Annotated in this window: 18 protein-coding genes and 1 tRNA gene; 15 read left to right on the top strand and 4 right to left on the bottom strand. The window is 65.7% G+C overall.

Annotated elements, in window-relative coordinates:
- Window positions 1-73: 73 nt before the first annotated feature.
- Window positions 74-1,987: a S8 family peptidase gene (locus NG701_RS11520; protein ID WP_252567530.1), complete on the bottom strand. Its 1,914-nt coding sequence runs from the start codon at window positions 1,985-1,987 to the stop codon at window positions 74-76.
- Window positions 1,988-2,209: 222 nt separating this feature from the next.
- Between NG701_RS11520 and NG701_RS11515 the strand changes: the two genes are divergently transcribed.
- The 7 genes from NG701_RS11515 (at window position 2,210) to NG701_RS11485 (ending at window position 13,159) form a co-directional block, all read left to right on the top strand.
- Window positions 2,210-3,346 carry a GuaB3 family IMP dehydrogenase-related protein gene (locus tag NG701_RS11515; protein ID WP_111908417.1) on the top strand — a complete coding sequence of 379 codons (1,137 nt, stop codon included), beginning with the start codon at window positions 2,210-2,212 and terminating at the stop codon, window positions 3,344-3,346.
- Window positions 3,347-3,478: 132 nt separating this feature from the next.
- Complete coding sequence (locus NG701_RS11510) at window positions 3,479-5,218, top strand: glycerol-3-phosphate dehydrogenase/oxidase (RefSeq protein WP_252567528.1); 1,740 nt, start codon at window positions 3,479-3,481, stop codon at window positions 5,216-5,218.
- Window positions 5,219-5,263: 45 nt separating this feature from the next.
- Window positions 5,264-5,752 carry a PTS sugar transporter subunit IIA gene (locus NG701_RS11505; protein WP_058931803.1) on the top strand — a complete coding sequence of 163 codons (489 nt, stop codon included), beginning with the start codon at window positions 5,264-5,266 and terminating at the stop codon, window positions 5,750-5,752.
- A 120-nt stretch (window positions 5,753-5,872) separates the two neighbouring features.
- Window positions 5,873-6,724 carry an SURF1 family protein gene (locus NG701_RS11500; RefSeq protein WP_252567526.1) on the top strand — a complete coding sequence of 284 codons (852 nt, stop codon included), beginning with the start codon at window positions 5,873-5,875 and terminating at the stop codon, window positions 6,722-6,724.
- Window positions 6,721-7,233, top strand: coding sequence for a DUF3817 domain-containing protein (locus NG701_RS11495; RefSeq protein ID WP_252567524.1), 513 nt, complete (start codon window positions 6,721-6,723; stop codon window positions 7,231-7,233). The genes NG701_RS11500 and NG701_RS11495 overlap by 4 nt, the downstream gene beginning before the upstream one ends.
- Before the next feature lie 100 nt (window positions 7,234-7,333).
- The gene (gene guaA, locus NG701_RS11490) at window positions 7,334-8,923 is read left to right on the top strand and encodes a glutamine-hydrolyzing GMP synthase (RefSeq protein WP_056344133.1); all 1,590 of its coding nucleotides are present in this window, start codon (window positions 7,334-7,336) and stop codon (window positions 8,921-8,923) included.
- Between the two features lie 129 nt (window positions 8,924-9,052).
- Window positions 9,053-13,159: an AAA family ATPase gene (locus NG701_RS11485; RefSeq protein WP_252567522.1), complete on the top strand. Its 4,107-nt coding sequence runs from the start codon at window positions 9,053-9,055 to the stop codon at window positions 13,157-13,159.
- 19 nt (window positions 13,160-13,178) lie between these two features.
- Here the strand turns inward: NG701_RS11485 and cpaB are convergent, their stop codons facing one another.
- The 3 genes from cpaB to NG701_RS11470 all read right to left on the bottom strand — a co-directional run bounded on the left by cpaB (window position 13,179) and on the right by NG701_RS11470 (window position 15,026).
- Window positions 13,179-13,925: a Flp pilus assembly protein CpaB gene (cpaB, locus tag NG701_RS11480; RefSeq protein ID WP_252567520.1), complete on the bottom strand. Its 747-nt coding sequence runs from the start codon at window positions 13,923-13,925 to the stop codon at window positions 13,179-13,181.
- 99 nt (window positions 13,926-14,024) lie between these two features.
- On the bottom strand, window positions 14,025-14,288 hold the full coding sequence (locus NG701_RS11475) for an FmdB family zinc ribbon protein (protein ID WP_252567519.1): 264 nt from the start codon (window positions 14,286-14,288) through the stop codon (window positions 14,025-14,027).
- Between the two features lie 117 nt (window positions 14,289-14,405).
- Window positions 14,406-15,026: a 5-formyltetrahydrofolate cyclo-ligase gene (locus tag NG701_RS11470; protein WP_252567517.1), complete on the bottom strand. Its 621-nt coding sequence runs from the start codon at window positions 15,024-15,026 to the stop codon at window positions 14,406-14,408.
- Window positions 15,027-15,134: 108 nt separating this feature from the next.
- Here NG701_RS11470 and galU point away from each other — a divergent pair, with 108 nt between their 5' ends.
- From galU to NG701_RS11430, 8 genes are all read left to right on the top strand, one after another.
- Entirely contained in the window at window positions 15,135-16,040 is a 906-nt protein-coding gene (galU, locus tag NG701_RS11465; protein WP_252567515.1) for a UTP--glucose-1-phosphate uridylyltransferase GalU, read from the top strand.
- A gap of 5 nt (window positions 16,041-16,045) precedes the next feature.
- Window positions 16,046-16,663: a GNAT family N-acetyltransferase gene (locus NG701_RS11460; protein ID WP_252567513.1), complete on the top strand. Its 618-nt coding sequence runs from the start codon at window positions 16,046-16,048 to the stop codon at window positions 16,661-16,663.
- A gap of 148 nt (window positions 16,664-16,811) precedes the next feature.
- On the top strand, window positions 16,812-17,717 hold the full coding sequence (locus tag NG701_RS11455) for a hypothetical protein (RefSeq protein WP_252567667.1): 906 nt from the start codon (window positions 16,812-16,814) through the stop codon (window positions 17,715-17,717).
- 139 nt (window positions 17,718-17,856) lie between these two features.
- Window positions 17,857-17,929: transfer RNA gene (locus tag NG701_RS11450), tRNA-Ala, on the top strand.
- Between the two features lie 374 nt (window positions 17,930-18,303).
- Entirely contained in the window at window positions 18,304-18,924 is a 621-nt protein-coding gene (locus NG701_RS11445) for a TasA family protein (RefSeq protein ID WP_252567511.1), read from the top strand.
- A gap of 114 nt (window positions 18,925-19,038) precedes the next feature.
- Window positions 19,039-19,737, top strand: coding sequence for a signal peptidase I (locus tag NG701_RS11440; protein WP_252567509.1), 699 nt, complete (start codon window positions 19,039-19,041; stop codon window positions 19,735-19,737).
- Complete coding sequence (locus NG701_RS11435) at window positions 19,724-20,167, top strand: Hpt domain-containing protein (protein ID WP_252567507.1); 444 nt, start codon at window positions 19,724-19,726, stop codon at window positions 20,165-20,167. Before NG701_RS11440 ends, NG701_RS11435 begins: the two co-directional genes overlap by 14 nt.
- Before the next feature lie 64 nt (window positions 20,168-20,231).
- On the top strand, window positions 20,232-20,684 hold the full coding sequence (locus NG701_RS11430) for a hypothetical protein (RefSeq protein ID WP_252567685.1): 453 nt from the start codon (window positions 20,232-20,234) through the stop codon (window positions 20,682-20,684).
- The last annotated feature ends 421 nt before the right edge of the window (window positions 20,685-21,105 follow it).

Here is a 21,105-nt window from a genome sequence, read left to right as displayed (position 1 = left end):
CGCACTCCACGCAGGAACCGCCGGCCGCGCTGCAAGGCGTGGCCGGCGGTCCCGGATTCGTGTGGCCCCGAGGCTAAGAGGTGGTCACCGCTGTGTCGTCGAGGTAGAAGTACGTCCCCAGCGACGAGTCCTCAACACCCAGGAAGCGCAGGGTCACGCTCTTGCCCTTGTAGGCGGAGAGGTCCAGCTGCTTCTGCAGATAGCCGGCGGACTCGTTGAGATTGGAGTAAGTGGCCAGCGTGGTGGTCACACCGTTGCTGACCGCCTGAACCCTCAGGGTGTCATAGGCCGCGCTGGATGTGGTCTCGTCCGACTGCACCTTCAGGTAGAAGGACAGTGACGCGGTGGCCACCGTGGACGGGACTGCAAACGCCTGGTCGAGGATGTAGGACGTTGCCTGGCCCCAGCCGTTGAGGCCGGCGAAGCCGGAACCGGTCCTGGCATTCGTTCCGGTCTCGAACGTGTCGGCGTGGTCAGAGGTCCAGGAGGCTGCGCCCGATTCGAAGCCCGGGTTCAGCAGCAGGTTGCCGGACGGCGGGGGAGTGACCCCGCCCAGCAGGCCCATGGTCTTGGTGGCGTCCGAAAGCCCTGTGCCGCAGCCCGTGGTGCAGCCGCCCGGCATTGCCCGGGTTCCCTGCTTGAGCGTGGACTCCACCTGGGCCGGGGTAAGCGTGGACGATTTGGACTTCATGAGTGCGGCCAGCCCGGCCACGTGCGGAGCTGCCATGGACGTTCCCTGGTAGCTGGCGTAGCCGGCGGAGCCCGGTGTGGAGGTACCGGTGTTGATAGTGGAGAGGATTCCGCCGCCTGCTACACGGACGTCGCCGCCGGGTGCGGTCAGGTCAACCGTGGAGCCGTAGTTGGAGTAGTAGGAGAGGCTGCCGCTCGGGTTGCTGGCGGCCACGCTCACAACGCTGTTGCAGTTGGCCGGGCGGAATCCGGAAGCATCCTGGTTGCTGTTGCCGGCCGCCACCACCACGGTGGCTCCCCGCGAAACTGCGGAGTTGATGGCTGCCTGGTACGTGCTGCCGCAGGCACCGGACCCGCCCAGGCTCATGTTGATGACCGTGGCGGGATTGGCGTTGGCCGGGATGCCCGAGACGGTGCCGCCGGCTGACCAGATAATCGCATCGGCAATGTCGGACAGTGACCCGCCGCATTTGGCCAGGACGCGTACCGGCACCACTTTGGCGTTTGGTGCGACGCCCGCCACGCCGGTGGCATTGCCGGTCACGGCTGCAACGGTGCCGGCGACGTGCGTGCCGTGCCAAGAGCTGTTGCCGGCTGTCGACTGGCCGCACTCGCCGGCGGCGTACCAGTCGCCCTGGTCCTGCGCATTCGCGTCCCGTCCGTTGCCGTCACGCGCTGCCGTGGCGTCGGAGACGAAGTCGTAGCCCGGCAGCACATTCGCGTCGAGATCCGGATGGGCCGTGATTCCGGTGTCGATCACGGCCACCGTCACACCTGTGCCGGTGGCAACGTCCCAAGCCCCTGGGACCCGCATGCCGTTGGTGCCAGTGAAATCCCACTGCTCGCCATAGCGTGGGTCGTTGGGCGTGAGAGCCACCGTCATGCGGGCGTCAGGTTCCACGTAGTCGACCGATCCGGACGCCGCAATCTCGGCCATGAAGTCTTCGGCAGCCTGCCCGGAAAGGGCCCTGTCCGCCTCGATCAGCGTTCCGCCGGTGGCCAGGGTGCGGAGTTCCTGCACCTTCACGCCCTGTGACTTGGCTGCCTTGCCCCAGGCATTGGCGCGGCCGTTTGGGGTGGCGTTCGCCGTGGTCTCCTTGAATTCGACGATGAACTTCGTGTAGGCCTCTCCGGCGGCCACGTCGTGCACCGCAGTGCCTTGGACAGCGGCCGGCCCGGCTGCAGTGCCGTCACCGGGGGTGGCGAAGACCGGCGAACTGGCGAAGGCCAGGGTGCCGACTGCTGCGGCGAGCGACAGGGCCAGGATGCGGTGGCGCCTGATTGATGAACGTCCCATAGGGGCTTCTTTCTCGGAACGGGCACAGGTGTGGCCCGTATGAAGGGGAATGATGGGTGGTCACGTGGTGGATCAGGTGGTAACCGAGAGTAAACATAAAGGTATTTTCAAAACTTGTAAATGGTTGACAAAACATGTCAATAAAGTGTGGACTATCAGTTTCAGGATGAACCCAAGAGGAGGCGCCCCACCGCATCCCGTGTGGTCAAGTAAAGTGGTCACGTGACTTACGAGATCGAGATTGGCCGTGGCAAGCGTGGGCGTCGTGCCTACTCCCTGGATGACATTGCGATTATCCCCAACCGTCGTACCCGCGACCCCAAGGACGTATCCGTTTCCTGGCAAATCGATGCCTACAAGTTCGACATGCCCGTGATTGCCGCTCCGATGGATTCGGCCATGTCCCCGGAGACGGCCATCGCCTTGGGCCGGCTGGGCGGGCTCGGCGTGCTGGACCTTGAGGGCCTCTGGACCCGCTACGAGGACCCGCAGCCCATCCTTGACGAGATCGGTGCCCTCCAGGATGAGGTCAACAGCCCCGCGGTGACCGGCCGTATGCAGGAGCTGTACCGCGCTCCCATCCAGCCGGAACTGATCACGTCCCGCCTGGCGGAGATCCGCGCCGCCGGCGTGACGGTGGCCGGCTCGCTGACCCCGCAGCGCACCCAGGAACACTACAAGACCGTGGTGGCTGCCGGCGTCGACATCTTTGTGATCCGCGGGACCACTGTGTCAGCCGAGCACGTCTCGAAAGACCACGAACCCCTGAACCTCAAGCAGTTCATCTACGAACTGGACGTCCCCGTGATTGTGGGCGGCGCGGCCGGCTACACGCCCGCCCTGCACCTGATGCGCACCGGAGCCGCCGGCGTCCTGGTCGGCTTCGGCGGCGGTGCCACCGCCACCACGCGGCGCGCCCTGGGCATCCACTCGCCCATGGCCTCCGCCATCTCCGACGTCGCGGCCGCCCGCCGTGACTACATGGATGAATCCGGCGGACGGTACGTCCATGTAATTGCCGACGGCGGCATGGGCACCTCGGGTGACATCGTCAAGGCAATTGCCATGGGCGCCGACGCCGTGATGCTGGGCAGCGCCCTCGCCCGGGCCGAAGAAGCACCCGGCAAGGGCTGGCACTGGGGCCAGGAGGCCCACCACCTGGAGCTTCCCCGCGGTGACCGCGCCAACGTCGGCACCGTCGGACCGCTCGAAGAGGTTCTTTTCGGACCCGGCCACCACACCAACGGCACTTCCAACCTGATCGGCGCACTCCGCCGTTCGATGGCGACCACCGGCTATTCGGACCTGAAGGAATTCCAGCGCGTCGACGTCGTGGTTTCTCCGTACACAGGTAACTGACAGCCTCTGACGAGCGGCCGGCGCCGGTGACGTCAGCGGAAGCGCCTACCTCGCTGAACCCGCCCTGCCCAACAGTGCGGCAAAGAAGTAGTGTGGATCTACTACCGGCAGCAGCGGCAAGGGAGGCGTTCCGTGAACACTGTTCCAAACGAAGGCGGGGTCCTGGGGCCTGCGGCCAGGGAAGCATCGATCGCCAGGCTCCGGGCCACGTCCGTGCCGGGCAACGAGCTGGACATCCTGATTGTCGGCGGAGGCATCGTCGGTGCCGGTGCGGCGCTGGACGCCGTGACCCGCGGCCTGAGTGTGGGGATCGTGGAGGCGAGCGACTGGGCAGCCGGCACGTCGTCTCGGTCATCCAAGCTGATTCACGGCGGCCTCCGCTACCTGGAGATGCTGGATTTCGGGCTGGTTAAGGAAGCGCTGCACGAACGTGGCCTGATTCTTTCGGTCCTGGCCCCGCACCTGGCCCGGCCTGTGCCGTTCCTGTATCCGCTGACCAAACCGTTCTTCGAACGGCCCTATGTGGGCGCCGGGATCGCCCTGTACGACGCCATGTCCATTACCGGCGGGCACAGCCGTGGCGTGCCGTTCCACAAACACCTCACCAGGCGGGGCACCCTCAGGGCCGCCCCCAGCCTGAAAAAAGACGCCTTTGTGGGCTCCATCCGCTACTACGACGGCCAGGTGGATGACGCCAAGTACGTGGCAAACCTCGTCCGCACGGCGGTGCACTACGGCGCCCATGCGATGAACCAGATGGCGGTGGTGGATTTCCTGCGTGAAGGCGAACGCGTGGTGGGGGCCAAAGTGGTCAACCACGAAGACGGTTCGCAATTCAACATCAAAGCCAAACAGGTCATCAACGCCACCGGCGTGTGGACCGATGAAACCCAGGCCATGGTCACTGACCGCGGGCAGCTGAAGGTCCGGGCGTCCAAGGGCATCCACCTCGTAGTGCCCCGCGACCGGTTCCAGTCCACGGTTGGGCTGATCCTGCGCACGGAAAAGTCCGTGCTGTTCGTCATTCCGTGGGGCCGGCACTGGATCATCGGCACCACAGACACCGACTGGAACCTCGACAAGGCCCACCCGGCGGCCTCCAGCAAGGACATCGACTACATCCTCGAGCACGTCAACCGGGTCCTGAAACGCCCGCTGACCAGGGAGGACGTTGAAGGCGTCTACGCCGGACTGCGCCCGCTCCTGGCAGGGGAGAACGATTCCACGGCGAAACTGTCCCGTGAACACATCGTGGCCCACCCGGTACCGGGCCTGGTGGTGGTGGCAGGCGGCAAATGGACCACCTACCGAGTTATGGCCAAGGACGCCGTGGACGAGGCCACCCGCACCATGGATGAGCGGGTCCCTGCGAGCTGCACCGAAACTATTCCGCTGCTGGGCGCCAGCGGCTTCAAGGCGGCCTGGAACCGCCGGAGTCGCACCGCTGAAGAGTCCGGCGTGCACGTGGCCCGGGTAGAGCACCTGCTCAACCGTTACGGGTCCATGACTCCGGAGGTGCTGGACATCATCGCCCGGAATCCTGAATTGGCTGAGCCGTTGCCCGGTGCTGACGACTACCTGCAGGCCGAAGCCGTCTACGCCGCAAGCCATGAGGGCGCCCGACATGTCCATGACGTCCTGACCCGGCGGACGCGCATCTCCATCGAAGCCTGGGACCGTGGCGTGTCGGCGGTGCCGGTTGTCGCTAAACTTATGGGCGAAGTCCTTGGCTGGAGCGATGTACAGCGCGAAAGCGAAATAAAGCACTACATTGCACGCGTTGAAGCTGAACGGCTGAGCCAGCAGCAGCCTGATGACGAATCCGCCGACGCCGCACGGCTGGGCGTGGAGGACATCGTCCCTTTGCGCTGAGGCGACACCGCACACCAGCAATTCTCCTGACTGAAGGGACACGCCTTGGCGGAACCACTTGACCGGTACGATGCCGATCTCACCACCTCCGAATTGGTGATTCTGGAGTTGGAGGCAACGGACAAGTCGGACGCCGCGGCGCAACTCGCAGAACGCCTCTTCGCCTCCGGGCGGGTCACGGACCTGCCGCGGTTTCTGGAACACGTCAATGCCCGCGAACACCAGCTCGCCACCGGCCTGCCCGGCGGGATCGGTCTCCCGCACGCCCGCAGCGAATTCGTCTCGCGGACCTCCATCGCCGTGGGAATCACCAAGTACGGCCACTCGCTGGACTTCGGTGCCGCCGACGGTCCGGCCACCGTCATCCTGCTGATCGCCACCCCTGCAAGCTCGTTTTCCGATCACCTGGAAGTCCTGGCCACCCTGGCCCGCTCCCTGTCCAAGGAGTCCTTCCGGGAATCGCTGCGGCGGGCCTACGATGCCGAAGTCATCGCCGAGCTCATCAACTCCAGCCTGGTGTTCTTCGACCATTGAGTGGGGCAGGCCCTTTCGTGTCGACTCCGTCGCCACGTAGGGACCCTGCTGCCCCACTCCAAGGCCGGGACGTACCTGGTCGTTTAGTTGTTCTACAGAGGAACGAAGTACGGTTAACACGTGTGGAAAACAGCCCTTAAGCCCCGGTGGATCGCAGGCCTGGTCTTCGCGATCGTAGTCTCCGGGGTGTTTGTCCTGCTCAGCCAGTGGCAGTTCGGTCGGTCCACGCAGCCCGAGGTAGCGGTGAATCCCGCCACCGAAGAGGTCAGGGTCCTGACGGAAACGCTCGAGCCCGGAGCCTACTTTCCCGGTTCAGTGTCAGACCAGATGGTCTCCGCTGACGGAACCTACGATCTCGCCAAGCAGGTCCTGGTGCCAGGCCGCCTGAAGAATGGCGAGAACGGCTACTGGGTGGTTTCCGCCTTCGCCGTGACCGGAGCGCCCGTGGTCACCGGCGTCGCTGCTTCACCCGAGACCTGGATTCCAGTAGCCCGCGGCTGGGTGGCGGATCCCGACGACGCCGGCGCACCGCCGTCGGGCATGGTGAATCTGACCGGACGGCTGCTGCCGTCAGAATCGCCGATGCCTTCCATCGCACCGGAACCCGGACGGGCCTCCGCCGTGTCTGTTGCCGAACTCATCAACTACTGGGACGTCAGCATGTACCCGGGATTCGTGGCCGCAGCTTCCGAACTGGCGGCCGGGTCCGACTTATCCGCCGCAGCGGTTGACGGTGCTTTGAAACCCCTGGAAATCGGCCCCCAGCCGCCCGCGCAGCAGGTCAACTGGCTTAATCTCTTCTACTCGCTCGAATGGGTGGTGTTCGCCGGGTTCGCCCTGTTTATCTGGTGGCGCCTGGTCAAGGACGACTACCGGCGGGACCTCGAAGAGGAACTCGACGACGATCCTCACCATGATGCACTCCCCACCCCAGCAACTTCTGAACAGCTCCAACAAAAGGTAAAGCCATGATCGAACCGAAACCGGCCGTCCAGCAGGATCCTGCGCAGGGCAAGGGCAAGGGCAAGGGCAAGAAGCGCCGCTTCGGCGGTACCGAGCGGCAGATCCGTTCGGCCCTGAAGTTCTACAAGGTGCTGGCGTACCTCACAGGCGCCATGCTGCTGCTGCTTTGCGCCGAACTCATCGCACGTTACGCCTTTGGCCAGTACCTGTTTGCCGGTGGCACCAGCGCCGTCACGGGCCAGCCGTTCGGCTTGGGTTTCGCCGACGCCGAGCCCAAGGGCGTGGTGGGCGGCGCGAACATCTCCGTCGCCGTGCTGATCGTCCACGGCTGGATGTACGTGGTGTACCTGATCTCCAACTTCCGCCTCTGGACGCTGATGCGGTGGCCGTTCATGAAGCTCATCCTCCTGGCCCTGGGCGGCGTGGTGCCGTTCCTGTCCTTCGTGGTGGAGAAGAAGTTGCACGCCGAGGTGGAAGCCGAACTGGCCGCGAACCCGCAGGCCGCACAGCGGTACTGAACGCTGCAGCGGTGGGGGAGTCCCGCCGTCGGACGTTCACTGCGTCACACCCACGGTCCTGAATGTGCGGCGGGGCAACCGCGCAAAGTAGGCTAGTACGGTGACTACTCCCACTGCATCCCAGACTTCCCAGAAGCCGGTGCTGGTTGTTGACTACGGTGCCCAGTACGCGCAGCTGATTGCCCGCCGCGTCCGGGAAGCGAATGTGTATTCGGAAGTGGTTCCGCATACCTTCACCACCGAGCAGCTCCTGGCCAAGGACCCCGCCGCCATCATCCTTTCAGGTGGCCCCTCCAGTGTTTACGCGGACGGGGCGCCCGCCGTCGGCGCCGACCTCTTTGAGGCCGGAATCCCGGTCTTCGGCATCTGCTACGGCTTCCAGGCCATGGCCAACGCCCTGGGCGGGAAGGTCGACAAGACCGGCCTGCGCGAGTACGGCTCCACCCAGACCACCATCCTCGGCGAGGGCCGCTCTGTCCTCGAGGGGATGCCGCAGCACCAGAACACTTGGATGAGCCACGGCGACTCCGTGCACGAGGCGCCCGAAGGCTTCGAAGTGCTGGCGACGACGGCCGGCGCTGAAGTGGCTGCCTTCGCCAACGAAGAGAAGGCCCTCTACGGCGTGCAGTGGCACCCCGAGGTCAAGCACTCGGCCTATGGCCAGCAGGTGCTGGAAAACTTCCTGTTCAAGGGCGCAAAGCTGGAGCCCAACTGGACCACGGGGAACATCCTCGAGGAGCAGGTGGACCGGATCCGTAAGCAGATCGGCGACGCCCGCGTTATCTGCGGGCTCTCCGGCGGCGTTGACTCTGCAGTTGCAGCGGCGCTCGTCCAGCGGGCCGTCGGCGACCAGCTGACCTGTGTGTTCGTTGACCACGGCCTGCTGCGCGAAGGCGAAGCCGAGCAGGTGGAACGCGACTTCGTGGCTGCCACGGGCGTCAAGCTATATGTAGCCAACGAGCAGGAGCGCTTCCTGTCGGCCCTGGCCGGCGTCAGCGATCCGGAAACCAAGCGCAAGATCATCGGCCGCGAGTTCATCCGCGCGTTCGAAGAGGCTGAGCTGGCCATCATCGCCGAGGCCGCGGCTCATGGCGAGAAGATCAAGTTCCTGGTCCAGGGCACGCTGTACCCGGACGTCGTCGAATCCGGCGGCGGCGAAGGTGCTGCGAACATCAAGAGCCACCACAATGTCGGCGGCCTTCCCGAGGACCTGCAGTTCGAACTGGTGGAACCCTTGCGGGCACTGTTCAAGGACGAGGTCCGCGCCGTGGGCGCCCAGCTGGGCCTGCCGCAGGAAATCGTCGGCCGCCAGCCGTTCCCCGGCCCCGGCCTGGGAATCCGCATCGTCGGCGATATCACCCAGGAGCGCCTGGACCTGCTCCGCAAGGCGGACGCCATTGCTCGTGCGGAACTGACCGCAGCCGGGCTGGACAATGAGGTGTGGCAGATGCCTGTGGTCCTGCTGGCCGACGTCCGCAGTGTGGGTGTTATGGGTGACGGCCGCACCTACGGCCACCCGATTGTGCTCCGTCCCGTTTCGTCCGAGGACGCCATGACGGCGGACTGGTCCCGCCTGCCGTACGATCTCCTGGCCCGGATTTCGAACCGGATCACCAACGAGGTGGAAGGCGTCAACCGGGTGGTGCTGGACGTGACCAGCAAGCCGCCGGGAACCATCGAGTGGGAATAGCAGTGTGAGTGGCCGGTCTCCGTCAGCGGAGGCCGGCCATTGCTATCATCGGTTGAAATCCGCCGCAATTTGGCCTGATCCAGTGTTGCGGTCTCTCATCCCGGCTCCTTTGCGGCTACGCTCGAAAGTATGCCGGTATGGTCCAAGGCGTCACGTGCAAACGCAGAAAAGAAGGCAGTAGTGTCAGTTGGTCAAGGCCACCCGGAGGGTTCTGAGGAGCTAGGGAAATGGCTGTCCGGGCTTAAACCCGTCACCGGGGCAGACACCATGCTGCGTTTCACCAAGACCCCCGAAGGTTCCATTGACCTGACCCATGCGCACCCGTCCGGTCTTGCCCAGCTCATGGCCGGCCGCCGCACACGGTTGTCCACACTCATCCGCGACCACCAGCAGTACGTCGTCGCGGCCCGGGCATCGCGGAACATCCGCTCGAAAATCTTCGAACTCGGAAATGACCGTGGCATAGATGCCGGTTACCTTTCCGCAGGCACCGTTGTGTGGACCTCCGCTGTTGGCGGCAAACCCCAGCGGGTTTCCGCGCCGGTGATGCTCACGGCAATCTCGCTCACGGTCCGCCCGGGTGAGGACGACTACGAACTGCAGCTCACCGAGCAGGCCAATATCAACCCGGCCCTGGTCCGGCACCTTAAGACCATCCATGGCATTGTTTTTGACGTCAACGCCGTGACACGCCTCGCGTACAGCACCGCACGCTTCGATCCCCAGCCTGTCCTGGACAAGCTCGCAACTCTCATCCGGCCCATCCACGGCGCCGAAGCACAGCACAATCTGCTGGTCTCCACTTTTGCTGACCTCTCCGGCAACCTGGAAGATCCCTGGATCAATGAGGGCAACCCGCTGGTGGCCGCCCTGGCCAAGGCGGCCGGCGGTGAAGTCATAGAGGTACCCGCGCCGGACCCCTCCCGTTTCCCGAGTGTGGACGCGCGCCACCCGGACGACGAACTCCTCCTCCTCGACGCCGATCCGGATCAGCAGTACGTCATTGATGCCGCCCGTGCAGGAGAGTCGCTGGTGGTCAGCAGCCCGCCGGGCACGGGGCAGACGCAGACGGCCATCAACACCATCGGTGCCTTGGTGGACGCTGGGCGGTCAGTCCTGGTGGTGGGTGACCGCCGGGCCAGCCTGAACGAAGTATCGGCGCAACTGGAATCGCTTGGCCTTGAATCCATCCTGTTCCAGCTCTCCGGCACAGCCACACCACAGCAGCTCAAGGCCCAGCTGGTGCGGGCCATCGTACGGAACGAAAAATCACTCGAACCGCAGCTGGGGAACCTCCACCGGACCCTCACCGAGCACCGGCATGCGCTGATGGACCACGTGGCGTCCCTGCATAACGTGCGCCAGCGCTGGGGCTGCTCGCCGTATCAGGCCATGCAGTCACTGGCCGAGCTGACCTCCATCCACCCCGCCCCCGCTACCACCGTGCGGCTCAAGCGCAGTGTGCTGGACAGCATCCGTGACCGCAACGAGCTCGCCGGCAGGCTTCGCCGTGCTGCCGAGCTTGGCAGCTTCAGCCGCGCCTCCACCACCAGCCCGTGGCACGGCGCCCGGTTGCTCACCCGCAAGGAGACCGAGGAGGCCCAGGAACTCGCCCGGTCGGTGGCGAAGAACCTGCCTGTCCTGCGCGACCGGATGAACAGCGTGGCCGAACATGCCGAAATCCGGCTTGGCACGTCTTTCTCGGAGTGGGGGGAGCAGCTCGAACTCCTCATGGCTGTCCGCGAAAGCCTCGATAAGTTCACACCGGACATCTTCGACAGGCCGGTCAACGATCTCATCTCCGCCACGGCGTCCTCCGCCTGGCGCCGGGAACGCAACGTCGACATGGCCTCCATGCAGCGTTCCCGCCTGCGCCGCGTCGCCAAGGAGTACGTCCGCCCGGGCGTCCACATCACCGATCTCCACAGTTCGCTGGTGCTGGTGCAGGACCAGCGCGCCCTCTGGGCCGGGTACGCCACCTCGCAGCGCCACCCGGCCGTCCCCTCGGGCCTTGCCGAAATGAACGTGATGTACCGGTCGCTGGACGGGGAGCTGACCCAGTTGGGGGAAGCGCTCCGGCACACGCAGGCCGGCGGCTCGCTGGCAACGGCCCGCTATGAGGAACTCATGGAGCGGCTGAAGCGGCTCGTGGCCGACACCCACACGCTGAAAACGCTGCCCGAGCGCACGTTGCTCGTCGAAAACATGCGCGAGCACGGCCTGGGGGAGCTCCTGGCCGATCTTGCGGAGCGGGAGGTTCCCGCAGAGTCCGTCGCAGCCGAGCTTGAGCTGGCCTGGTGGCAGTCCGCGCTGGAAGCCATGATCAGCGGCGACGATTACCTGGCCATGTCTGACGGGGACGCACTCCGGCAGCTGGAGGCCGAATACCGGCTCGCGGACAACGCCCATATTGCCAGCGGCGCGGCGCGCCTGCGCTGGGACCTGTCCGAACGGTGGCGGGCCGCGCTTGCGGAACACCCGCGCCAGGCCCAGCTCCTCAGGAGCCTGCTCAAGGACGGCCGGGTCACACTCGCTGCGTTGACGGCCCAGGCCGCCGAGCTGGTCCCCATGTTGGTGCCGGTCTGGTCGGTCAGCCCCTACCTCATGACCGGGCTCCTGCCGGCCGAACAGCGCTTCGACGCAGTGGTCATCCTGGACGCCGAAGCGACGTCGCTGCAGGCCGTCCTGCCCGCCATCGCCCGCGCCCGGCAGGTCATAGCTTTCGGTGATGCCAAGATTGCCAGCCCCCGGACTTTCACTGTGGGTGTCGAGCGGCTGGCGGCCGGTGAAGCCACCCACCAGCGCGTCGAAAGCTCGTATTCGGCGCTGTCCGCGATCCTGCCTGTCTGGCGGTTGAATTTTGTCTACCGCGCGGTTGACGAGGACCTGGTCCTGCAGCTGAGCAAGAACTCTTACGATGGCGCCCTCCGCAGGCTCCCGGAGGGACAGTCGGCCACGGGGCTGGACAGGGCGCTCCTGGTGGAGTACCTGCCCGACGGCACCGGGCTGCCCAGCGCCGACCACGAAGGCGTCGAATCCGTGGTGGCCGAGGTTAACCGCGTGGTGCAGCTGGTCTTTGAGCACGCCCGGACGCGGCCGCGCACATCGCTGGCAGTGGTCACCGCCAGCCTGCGCCATGCTGCCCGGATCGGTGAGTCCATTCGTCTTCAGCTCCCGAACCACCCGGGGCTGGCCAGCTTCTTCAGCGCAGGGTCCGAGTCGTTCCGGGTGGTTGACCTTGAGCGGGCGCAGGGCCTGGTCCGTGACCACGTGATCTTCTCACCCGGGTTCGGCCGCACTCCGCACGGCCGGGCGCTGCACAACTTCGGACCCCTGTCCGCTGAGGGCGGGCGGGAAAAATTCGCTTTGGCCATGACACGTGCCCGGCGTTCGCTCCACGTCCTGACGTGTTTCCAGCCCGAAGACCTCGATCACACGCGGCTGTCCTACGGCGCGGTGGACTTCTATGAGCTCCTCAACCGCGAAATTGCGGGAAAAACCGACCTCGGCACCCCGGCCTCGCGTGCCGCCGCTAGTGAGCAGGCGCTTGGAGCCGATCCCCTCGTCGCCGATCTTGGTGATCGGCTGCGTGCCCGCGGCGCCCGCGTCTGGCACCAGTACGACGGCGTGATTGACGTAGTGGCCGCAGCAGACCCGCTCAGCACCATGGGTCAGGACGACGCCGAGATTCCGCGGCCGGTGGCCATCGAATCGGATGGCACGGAGCAGTACCGCACCATGAGTGTCCGTGAGCGGAGCCGGCTCCGTCCGCAGCTGCTGGAACGGATGGGCTGGCGGTACATGCCGCTGTGGACCATCGAAGTCTTCACGGACCCGTCCGCCTGCGCGGACCGGATCGCGGGTTACTTGGGCCTTGAGAATGTTCTGCCGCCTGGACGGGGCACGGCCTCGGGCGGATTCTTTGACGAGGACATGGACCCGCTCGCGCTGGGGAACGTAGGAAACGACAGGAATGAAGACCAGGCCGGACGCCTGGCCAGTGAGGAGGCGGTTGTTGTGACCCCACGGAACGCCGATCAGGCCGACACACACGGTAACGACCAGGCAGATGACGCAGGAAACGGGAGGGCCGGTGTGCCGGACCGCCAGCTGCCAGGGACTGCGGGCATCCTGCCCAACAAGGCTGCGGAGGATGACCCGAAGCGCTGGGGCGATGGCCCCGACAACGATCACGACGCATGGCTGAAGGAAAACAAGCCGCCGCACTGGGGCTGACCTTCAGGCTGCAACGGCGTCACCCGGCCCCGCCCTCGGGTCCCACCAGGACAAAAAACAGCTTGCCCTGTGTGGAGGCCCCCGCCAGCCTAGCAGCCTGCTCCGGGGCTGCTGCTACGACGATCAGCCCGTCGGTCTCGCCGGTGCCCAACCACTGACCCGTCTTGCCGCCTTGTCCTGACGTCCACAGGACGGGAACGGATGAAGCCAGCACCTCTGAGGGGGATTGCTGGTCGTAGCCGTTCGCCCCGGTCAGCACCACGTTGACCAGTTGCCCGGGCGATACCAGCTGGATGGAGGAAGGATCGGCCATCCTCAAGGGCACGGCTGCGGAGCCCGGAGGCGTTCCGGTCAGGAGGCCGGGACCCAGCAGCAGGGAGTCCGTCATCAGTTGGCCCTTCCGCATCGGGGCTGCCAGTTGCTTTCCCGCGGCGTCACTGGTGTCGGACATGGACCCGGCAGTGAGCATCCCCGGCGGGATCTTCGTTGCCGTCAGGTCCGTGGCTGTCAAGGCCGTGCCTGCGGGGAGATCACGCGCCGCCGCCAACACCGAGACCGTGTCGGCGGGCGGGGGAGTGAGCTGATGGACCGTGATCCCGGCAGCAAGGCAGAGCAGGAGCGCTATTGCGAGGCGCCGGTTCCGGCCCAGCCAAGACAACAGCCTGTGGCCGCGCGCGCCCCGGGTGCGTGCTGACGGGAGCGGGCGGCGGACCGGGCGTCCCGGCGGGGCGGATCCGCGGCTGGAACGAAAGAGGGTAGCGGGCATGGGAACCACGCTACGTAGCGGCAACCAAACCGGACAGAAGCAGTGGTGCCTATGTGGACAACCGCGCTGCCGGAGTCTTACGTCTTTTTAGGCCGGAGGTCAGCTGGCGGCAGCGGCGGTGGCAGGTGCAGGTGCCGGCGCCGGCGCGGCCGCGGGGGCGGCAGCCGAAACGGTGCTTCCCTTGGCATCCCGGGAGTCGGTCCGGTAGAAACCGGAGCCTTTGAAGACCACACCCACGCTGTTGAACTTCTTGCGCAAGGCGCCCTGGCACTCCGGGCATGAAGTCAGGGTGCTGTCGGTAAACGACTGGAAAACGTCGAAGGCGTGGCCGCAATCCTTGCAGGCGTAAGCATAAGTGGGCACTGGTGATCCTCCTCGGGGGCAAACGAGAGGTCCTGTGCCGCGCTGAACGGAAAACCGTCCATTAGCAGTCGCAGGGCCTGAGTGCCAATTCTATCACCCCCGGAAAGTAGCCCTCCTTCAGGCCGGGTCCGGCAGCCGGATCAAACCTGAGGGTGTCAGGGCCGCCGGAACCCTCCGGTCGAAGCCTTCGGTCGGAATGCTTCCGGCCGGGAGCAGTTCGGAATCGAAGACGACCGCCGCAAAAGGGATCTCAAGGCCGTCCCCGGCCAGGGAGCCCAGCAGGACGTCGTAGTAGCCGCCGCCCTGGCCAATACGGTTGCCGTCCCTGTCCACGGCCGTGGCGGGGATGAAGAGGGCAGTAACGGACGCCATGATGCCGAGGTCAAGGCGCGGTCCGGCAGGTTCCAGCACCGGGGCATAGCGGCTGCGGACAAACTCGACGCCGGGGGTCCAGTACGTCCAGCTCAGCCTGCGGCCGGGCTCGCAGACAGGGAGCAGGACGGTGTGGCCACGCATGTGAAGTTCGCTGATCAGGGGCAGCGTGGGCGGTTCTGGTACCACGCCCAGGTACGCGCAAAAGGTCGACGGCGTCCCCCCGGTGAGCTGTTCAGCCCAGGCAACGCCGTAGACGGCCAGGGCGGCGCCTGCCGCGTCGCGTTGCCTGGGGTCCGCCGCGGCGCGGCGCGCACGATGGCGTGCGCGGATGTCCGCCTTGGCTTCGCTGCTGCCTTGGGACATGCCGCTCCTTCTTTGCCGTTCAGGGTGGCCGTTGCAGCGTCTGCGCCGCGCTGGCCCAGGAGCCACCAATAATTACTGAATGGTCGGCCCCTCCGTTAGATTAGTCCAGTGACTACCACTCAGCAGACAGTACGCAAGGCCGTTATTCCCGCTGCCGGCCTCGGCACCAGGTTCCTGCCGGCCACAAAGGCCATGCCCAAGGAAATGCTCCCGGTGGTGGACAAGCCGGCCATCCAGTACGTGGTTGAAGAGGCTGTCAACGTTGGCCTCAACGACATCCTGATGATCACGGGACGCAACAAGCGTGCCCTGGAGGACCACTTCGACAGGGTTCCTTCGTTGGAGGACACCCTGGAAGCCAAAGGCGACCTGGCCAAACTTGAGTCCATCCAGGCAGCCAGCAACCTCGGTGACATCCACTACGTCCGCCAGGGTGACCCCAACGGCCTGGGCCACGCAGTATTGCGTGCAAAGCAGCACGTCGGCAACGAACCGTTTGCCGTCCTCCTCGGCGATGACCTGATCGATGCCCGGGACGAACTCCTCAGCACCATGATCGAAGTCCAGTCCAAGACCGGCGGATCCGTGGTGGCCCTCATCGAGGTGGAGCCCTCTCAGATCAGTGCCTACGGTTGTGCCGACGTGCAGGAGATCGACGGTGAAGGCTACGTCAGGATCAATAAGCTCGTCGAAAAGCCCAGCGTGGACGAGGCGCCCTCAAACCTGGCCGTCATCGGCCGCTACGTCCTCCACCCCGCAGTTTTTGACGTACTCGAGCACACGGGCCCCGGCCGGGGCGGGGAAATCCAGCTGACCGACGCCCTGCAGGAACTGGCAGCCGGCGACGGTGACGGCTACGGAGTTTATGGCGTGGTCTTCCGCGGCCGCCGCTACGACACTGGCGACAAGCTCAGCTACCTCAAGGCCTGCGTCCAGCTCGCCATTGACAGCGACGACCTCGGCCCAGGCCTGCGGGAATGGCTGCCGGGCTTCACGGCCGGCCTCGCTAAATAACTGCCGTGCGCCCCGGACCCATCTGGCCCGTAACACTCGAATGCGGCGACCTGATCCTGCGCCCCATTCGATATCGGGACAAGAAGGAATGGACCCAGGTCCGTGGGCGCAACAGCGAGTGGCTAGCGCCCTGGGAAGCATCCAACCCGGCACCCGGCGGTGCGCTGCCTGACTACCGGCAGATGGTGCGCTCCTTGAAAATCCAGGCCGCCCAGGGGACGGCCTTGCCGTTCCTGATCACTGAGCGTACGCCCAGGTTGGCCGCCCCGGTCATCGTTGGCCAGCTGACTGTGTCCTCGATTGTGTGGGGTTCGGCCATGATGGCCACGCTGGGGTACTGGGTTGACCAGGCGCGCGCCGGTCACGGCATCGCGCCCACGGCGGTGGCCATGGCCACTGACCATTGTTTCCAAGCAATGGGCCTGCACCGGATGGAGATCAACATCCGGCCCGAGAATGGCCCCAGCCTGCGCGTGGTTGAGAAGCTGGGCTTCCGCGACGAAGGATACCGTCCACGCTTCCTTCACATCAACGGGGAGTGGGCGGACCACCGGTCCTTCGCGCTGACCGCTGACGAGGTCCCGGAGGGGCTGCTCGCCCCGTGGCTCGCGTCCCGGTCCTGACCCGCCGGACCTGAACCGGCCATGGGTACTTCCAAGGTCATAAATCCAATGAATTGCCACGTTGCCGGCGACACACCGTGGCTAATGCGGGGGCGGCTGCCCTAATGCTCATACCGTTTTGATTGTGGACTTCCCCCTAAGCAGCTCAGTGATCCTTGTGGTTGCCGTTGTGCTCTGGATCGTATGGGTTGCGCCCTACGTTCTGCGGAACCGCCGGCACCAGGCCCAGGCCGCTGGCGACTTCCTGGCGGAAGTACCAGCCATTGAATCATCGGACCCGAGAGCCGGGACGGTAATGAACATCGCCGCCCAGCAGGAGAAAGCCATGGAGATCAGGAAGAGCCCCGAAACCGCCACGGAAACGTTCGGCAACGCGACGACGCGCGGCGCGTTCCGGATCCGCTATGGCAGGACAGGGATCGCCCTCGTTGGTGTCCTGGCGTTGCTGACCGCCTTTGTTTCGGGTGTTCTTCTGCCGTTCGGAATCGGAAGCGTGCTGCTGCCGGTCGCCGGTCTTGGCATCACCGTTGCAGCTGTCTTCGTGCTGCGCTTTTTGGCTGTGCGTGACCGCAAAGCCAAAGTGAACGCCGCGTTCCGCTCGGCGATGAGCGCCCCCGTGCGACGCCAGGGATCTGCCGCCACGGACACTGCAGCCCGTCCCGCCGCCTGGCCGGAAAGCCGGCTCTTTGACGCCGAGGCCCACCAGCCCAAGCAGAAGCCAAAGCCCCTGACCGCGATGGAGCTCCGGGAAGCCGCACTGGCCGTCGCGGTAGCCGCCGGAGATGCCAGCGCCGCCGCCGCGTCGCTGGCGCCGGCCGACACAACCTGGGAACCGGTGGACGTGCCGAAGCCGGTCTACGTTGAGGCCGCCAAGGCCGAGCGCCCGGCTCCCCAGCCGCTTGATCTTCCCGAGGCGCCCAAAGCCGTCGGCAAGCCGTCCCTGAAACAGGGGGTTCCCACAACCGCGCCCGCCGCGCCTGCCGCCAAGCCCCTCACCAAGGCGCAGAGCGCGCTGAGCAACCTCGACGACGTCCTGCAGCGCCGCCGCGCCTGATAAGTCACCAGGTTCGCCCAAGCAGCCCCAGCCCCGGTCGTCAGTGCGGGCGCGGAGTGTCAATTCGCAATGCGGGACGAAAATTTGTAGCCTAAGGTCACCGGTACCGCGGTTCCTTCCCGGGGACGCGGACTGTTCCGGGGCTATAGCTCAGTTGGTAGAGCGCTTCGTTCGCATCGAAGAGGTCAGGAGTTCGAATCTCCTTAGCTCCACAAAGAAGGCCCTCTGACCTGCGGAAACGTTGGGTTGGAGGGCTTTCTCTTTCCCCGTTTTGGGGCCAACCCGACGTTTTGCGGCTAGAAGCGGGCATTGGAGGGAAGGATCGCCTGGTGTTCCGGTGGGGACCGGTTTACGGGATCATTTCGGCGGGGAGGAGGGCGACAGGCCCCCGGAGTAGGCCGGTTTTGCCTGACACCGCTGTTGGGCGGCTGGTCTTGAGGGAGTCTTGACCCAGTCTTTGGAGGTTGCCGGGGCTTCCCTTGAGACTTGACGGGCATCGTTGGTGTTGTCAGGCCGGGGGGCTTGACAGTCCGAATAATCCTCGATCGGCCCATAGAACGGCCGGCCACAAGAACGGAAAAACACCATGGGTCTCAACCTCAAGTCCACCTCCGGCAAGCTCCTGGCCTCCGCTGCCCTTGTCGCCGCCGCAGCGAGCGTGGCCGGCCTGGGCACGTACGGCGCGTTTACCTCCACCACGGCAGCGACGGCGTCGGTCAGTTCCGGAACGGTCAACATCGCCCTGGGCGCCGCCAGCACCGCGGCGAACCGTCTCGCCGTCGCCTCCACCGGACTCGTCGCCGGTGACACCGTCCAGCGCACCGCCGCCCTGACAAACTCCGGCAGCCAGGACCTGGCCGCGGTCACCCTGACAACGGCGGCCACCACATCCTCCGTCCTGGACACCGACGTCCTGAACGGCCTGCAGGTGGCCATCGACAAGTGCTCCGTTGCGTGGACCGAAGCTGGCACGGCACCCGCCTATACCTACACTTGCTCCGGCACGACCACCACGGTCCTGGCCGCCCGGCCGGTCATCGGAGCGGACCTGCCCCTGACCAACCTGGCCACCATCACCGCCGGCAGCACCGATAACCTGCGGGTGACCGCGACGCTTCCGGCCGCCGCTGGCAACGCGTTCCAGGGCAAGAGCAGCGTCGTGGACTTCACCTTCACCGGCACACAGCGCTCCGCCACCAACAAGTAAGCCCCATGCATCGTCTGCCCGTCCCGGAAACCGGGGCGGGCAGACGGCACCTCCGAAACAACCACAGACACAACCGCCGGACCACCACCGACGCCGATCCTGGGAGCAGACACCGTGAGTAACCTCGACACCCTCCCCGCCCGCCGCGGACCGGCCCCCGGCACTGCTGCCGACCGGGCCACCACGGAAAAGACGCCGGAAGAACAGACACCGGCCCGGCCCCCGGGACAGACGCAGGGCCGGCGGGTCCTGCGCCGGATCGCCGGCACCGGTGCGCGCGTCCTCACCACGGCGCTGCTGATCATCACCGCGGCCGTGTTCCTGTTCCTGGCCGTCGGACCCCGGTTCGGCGGATACCAGACCTCCACCATGCTCACCGGCAGCATGTCCCCGCTGATCAATCCCGGTGACGTCGTCGTCAGCATCAAAACTCCCACTGCTCAGGTCAAGGCCGGGGACATCATCACCTACGCCATCCCCGTCGATGACCACAGGATCGAAACCCACCGCGTCACGGACGTGATCACCAACCCGGACGGCACGATCGCCGTCCGGACCAAGGGCGACGCCAACAACGGCGCCGATCCCTGGACCGCCACCCTCAACGACGACTACGTCCACACCACCGTCGCGGTGATTCCCCACCTGGGAGACGCCATCCGGGCACTAAGCCAACCCACCGTCCGCACCGTGCTGCTCTACGGGGCACCGGCCCTGCTGGTGATCGCCCTGCTCACCTCCATCTGGCGCAAAACCCCAAGCCCCGCAGCGGACCCAGATGACCGGAACAGGGGCCGTGATGACCAGCACTGAGCCGGTCCTGGACCGGACCCGGCTCGAGGCCCTGGCCGAGGAACTGGACTCCCGTGCCACGGCCCTGCAATTCATCACGCAATTCCTGCAGATGCTCCCGGCACGCGTGGCCAGAATCAAACACGCACTCGCAGACAACGACCCGGAAGCCGCCTTGACCGCCGTGCGGAGCCTGGCCTCCTCGGCCTCCATGGTCGGAGCACACCAAATCGCACGGCACTGCCGCAGCATCGGGTGCGAATTCAATGCCGTCAACCTGGCCGGGGCCCGACACACGAGCCTGACACTGGACAGCCACACGGCGGCCCTCACCCAGGAGATCACCAAACTGCTCGGCCACACCGGCACGGACCAGCCCGACACCTGGTCCAGAAACACGGACCTGCCCGGTACCGGGTTGAGGAAATCACCGGATCCCGCCCACCGATGACCTTGAGGTCTCAGCCACACAATAGAAGCGGCACGTCGGCAATTGAATCGGAAAGGGTCAGGCAGTGGCACGTCATTCGAAGCAACATACCCAAAGGCTGCCCCACGCCCTGACGACCTTTGCCGCCCGCGCCTTGGCCACAGCGATCGCCGCACTGGTGCTCGTCCTCACGCCCGCCATCGCCCAGGCCGCGTTCAAAGCCGCCACCACCTCGCCGATGTCCATCGGAACCTACGCCATCCCGGCCCCGGCCACCGCCACATGGACCCACAGCTGTTCAGGCAACGGGCGCAGCTACACCCTGAACCTCACCGGGTACGGAAAGGTCAGCAAAGCCGACTCCTACCGTGTCATCATCACCGCCCCGGACGGCACCACCTCCACTCCACAGACCATCACCAGCGACACCCTCACCCTCACCCAAACCTCCACCCGCCGAGGAACCTACACCTTCACCATCCAAGCCCTCGTAGGCACCTGGACGGGAACGGCATTCACCGGCACCAACACCTGCTAACCGCAAACCCGACCGACCTAAGCGGCCCAGCCCCCCCGCCCCGGTGCCAAAGAGTTGTGGGCGAGCCGTGGTTCAGGCTCTCGCCTGCGAATGGGGCGCATCACCAAGGTTGGGTCGGAGAGCTCGAAGGCATCGACCTCACCCTCCGATTCCTCCAGGACAAGCGGGCCGACGCACAACGACTCGCCCGGCTTGGCCCAACAAACCTCGGCATGCCAGTCACGCGCACTTGAAAGTGCAGAGAAGCGACGACGTTCAGAAGAACCTGGGTCAAGACTCTGCCCTCCCGCAAGGCCGCTCCGAAGGGCTGGCACAGCGGCCCGGCGCTGGATCTGTTCCGTCATGCTCTGGCAGCGGAAGGCCTACTCGAACAGCTGAGGGTCCGAGAAAACGTCTAGATCCAGCGGATTATCAACACAGC

It is taken from the genome of Pseudarthrobacter cellobiosi (assembly GCF_023913815.1).
Taxonomy (GTDB): Bacteria; Actinomycetota; Actinomycetes; order Actinomycetales; family Micrococcaceae; genus Arthrobacter; species Arthrobacter cellobiosi.
This window is presented reverse-complemented; position numbering and strand designations above follow the sequence as displayed.

Excerpts from the sequence above, each read along its gene's own strand:
- NG701_RS11520 (WP_252567530.1), bottom strand. The coding sequence starts at position 1,987 with ATGGGACGTTCATCAATCAGGCGCCACCGCATCCTGGCCCTGTCGCTC.
- NG701_RS11495 (WP_252567524.1), top strand. The coding sequence starts at position 6,721 with ATGATCGAACCGAAACCGGCCGTCCAGCAGGATCCTGCGCAGGGCAAG.
- NG701_RS11485 (WP_252567522.1), top strand. The coding sequence starts at position 9,053 with ATGCCGGTATGGTCCAAGGCGTCACGTGCAAACGCAGAAAAGAAGGCA.
- cpaB (WP_252567520.1), bottom strand. The coding sequence starts at position 13,925 with ATGCCCGCTACCCTCTTTCGTTCCAGCCGCGGATCCGCCCCGCCGGGA.
- NG701_RS11470 (WP_252567517.1), bottom strand. The coding sequence starts at position 15,026 with ATGTCCCAAGGCAGCAGCGAAGCCAAGGCGGACATCCGCGCACGCCAT.
- NG701_RS11445 (WP_252567511.1), top strand. The coding sequence starts at position 18,304 with ATGGGTCTCAACCTCAAGTCCACCTCCGGCAAGCTCCTGGCCTCCGCT.
- NG701_RS11435 (WP_252567507.1), top strand. The coding sequence starts at position 19,724 with ATGACCAGCACTGAGCCGGTCCTGGACCGGACCCGGCTCGAGGCCCTG.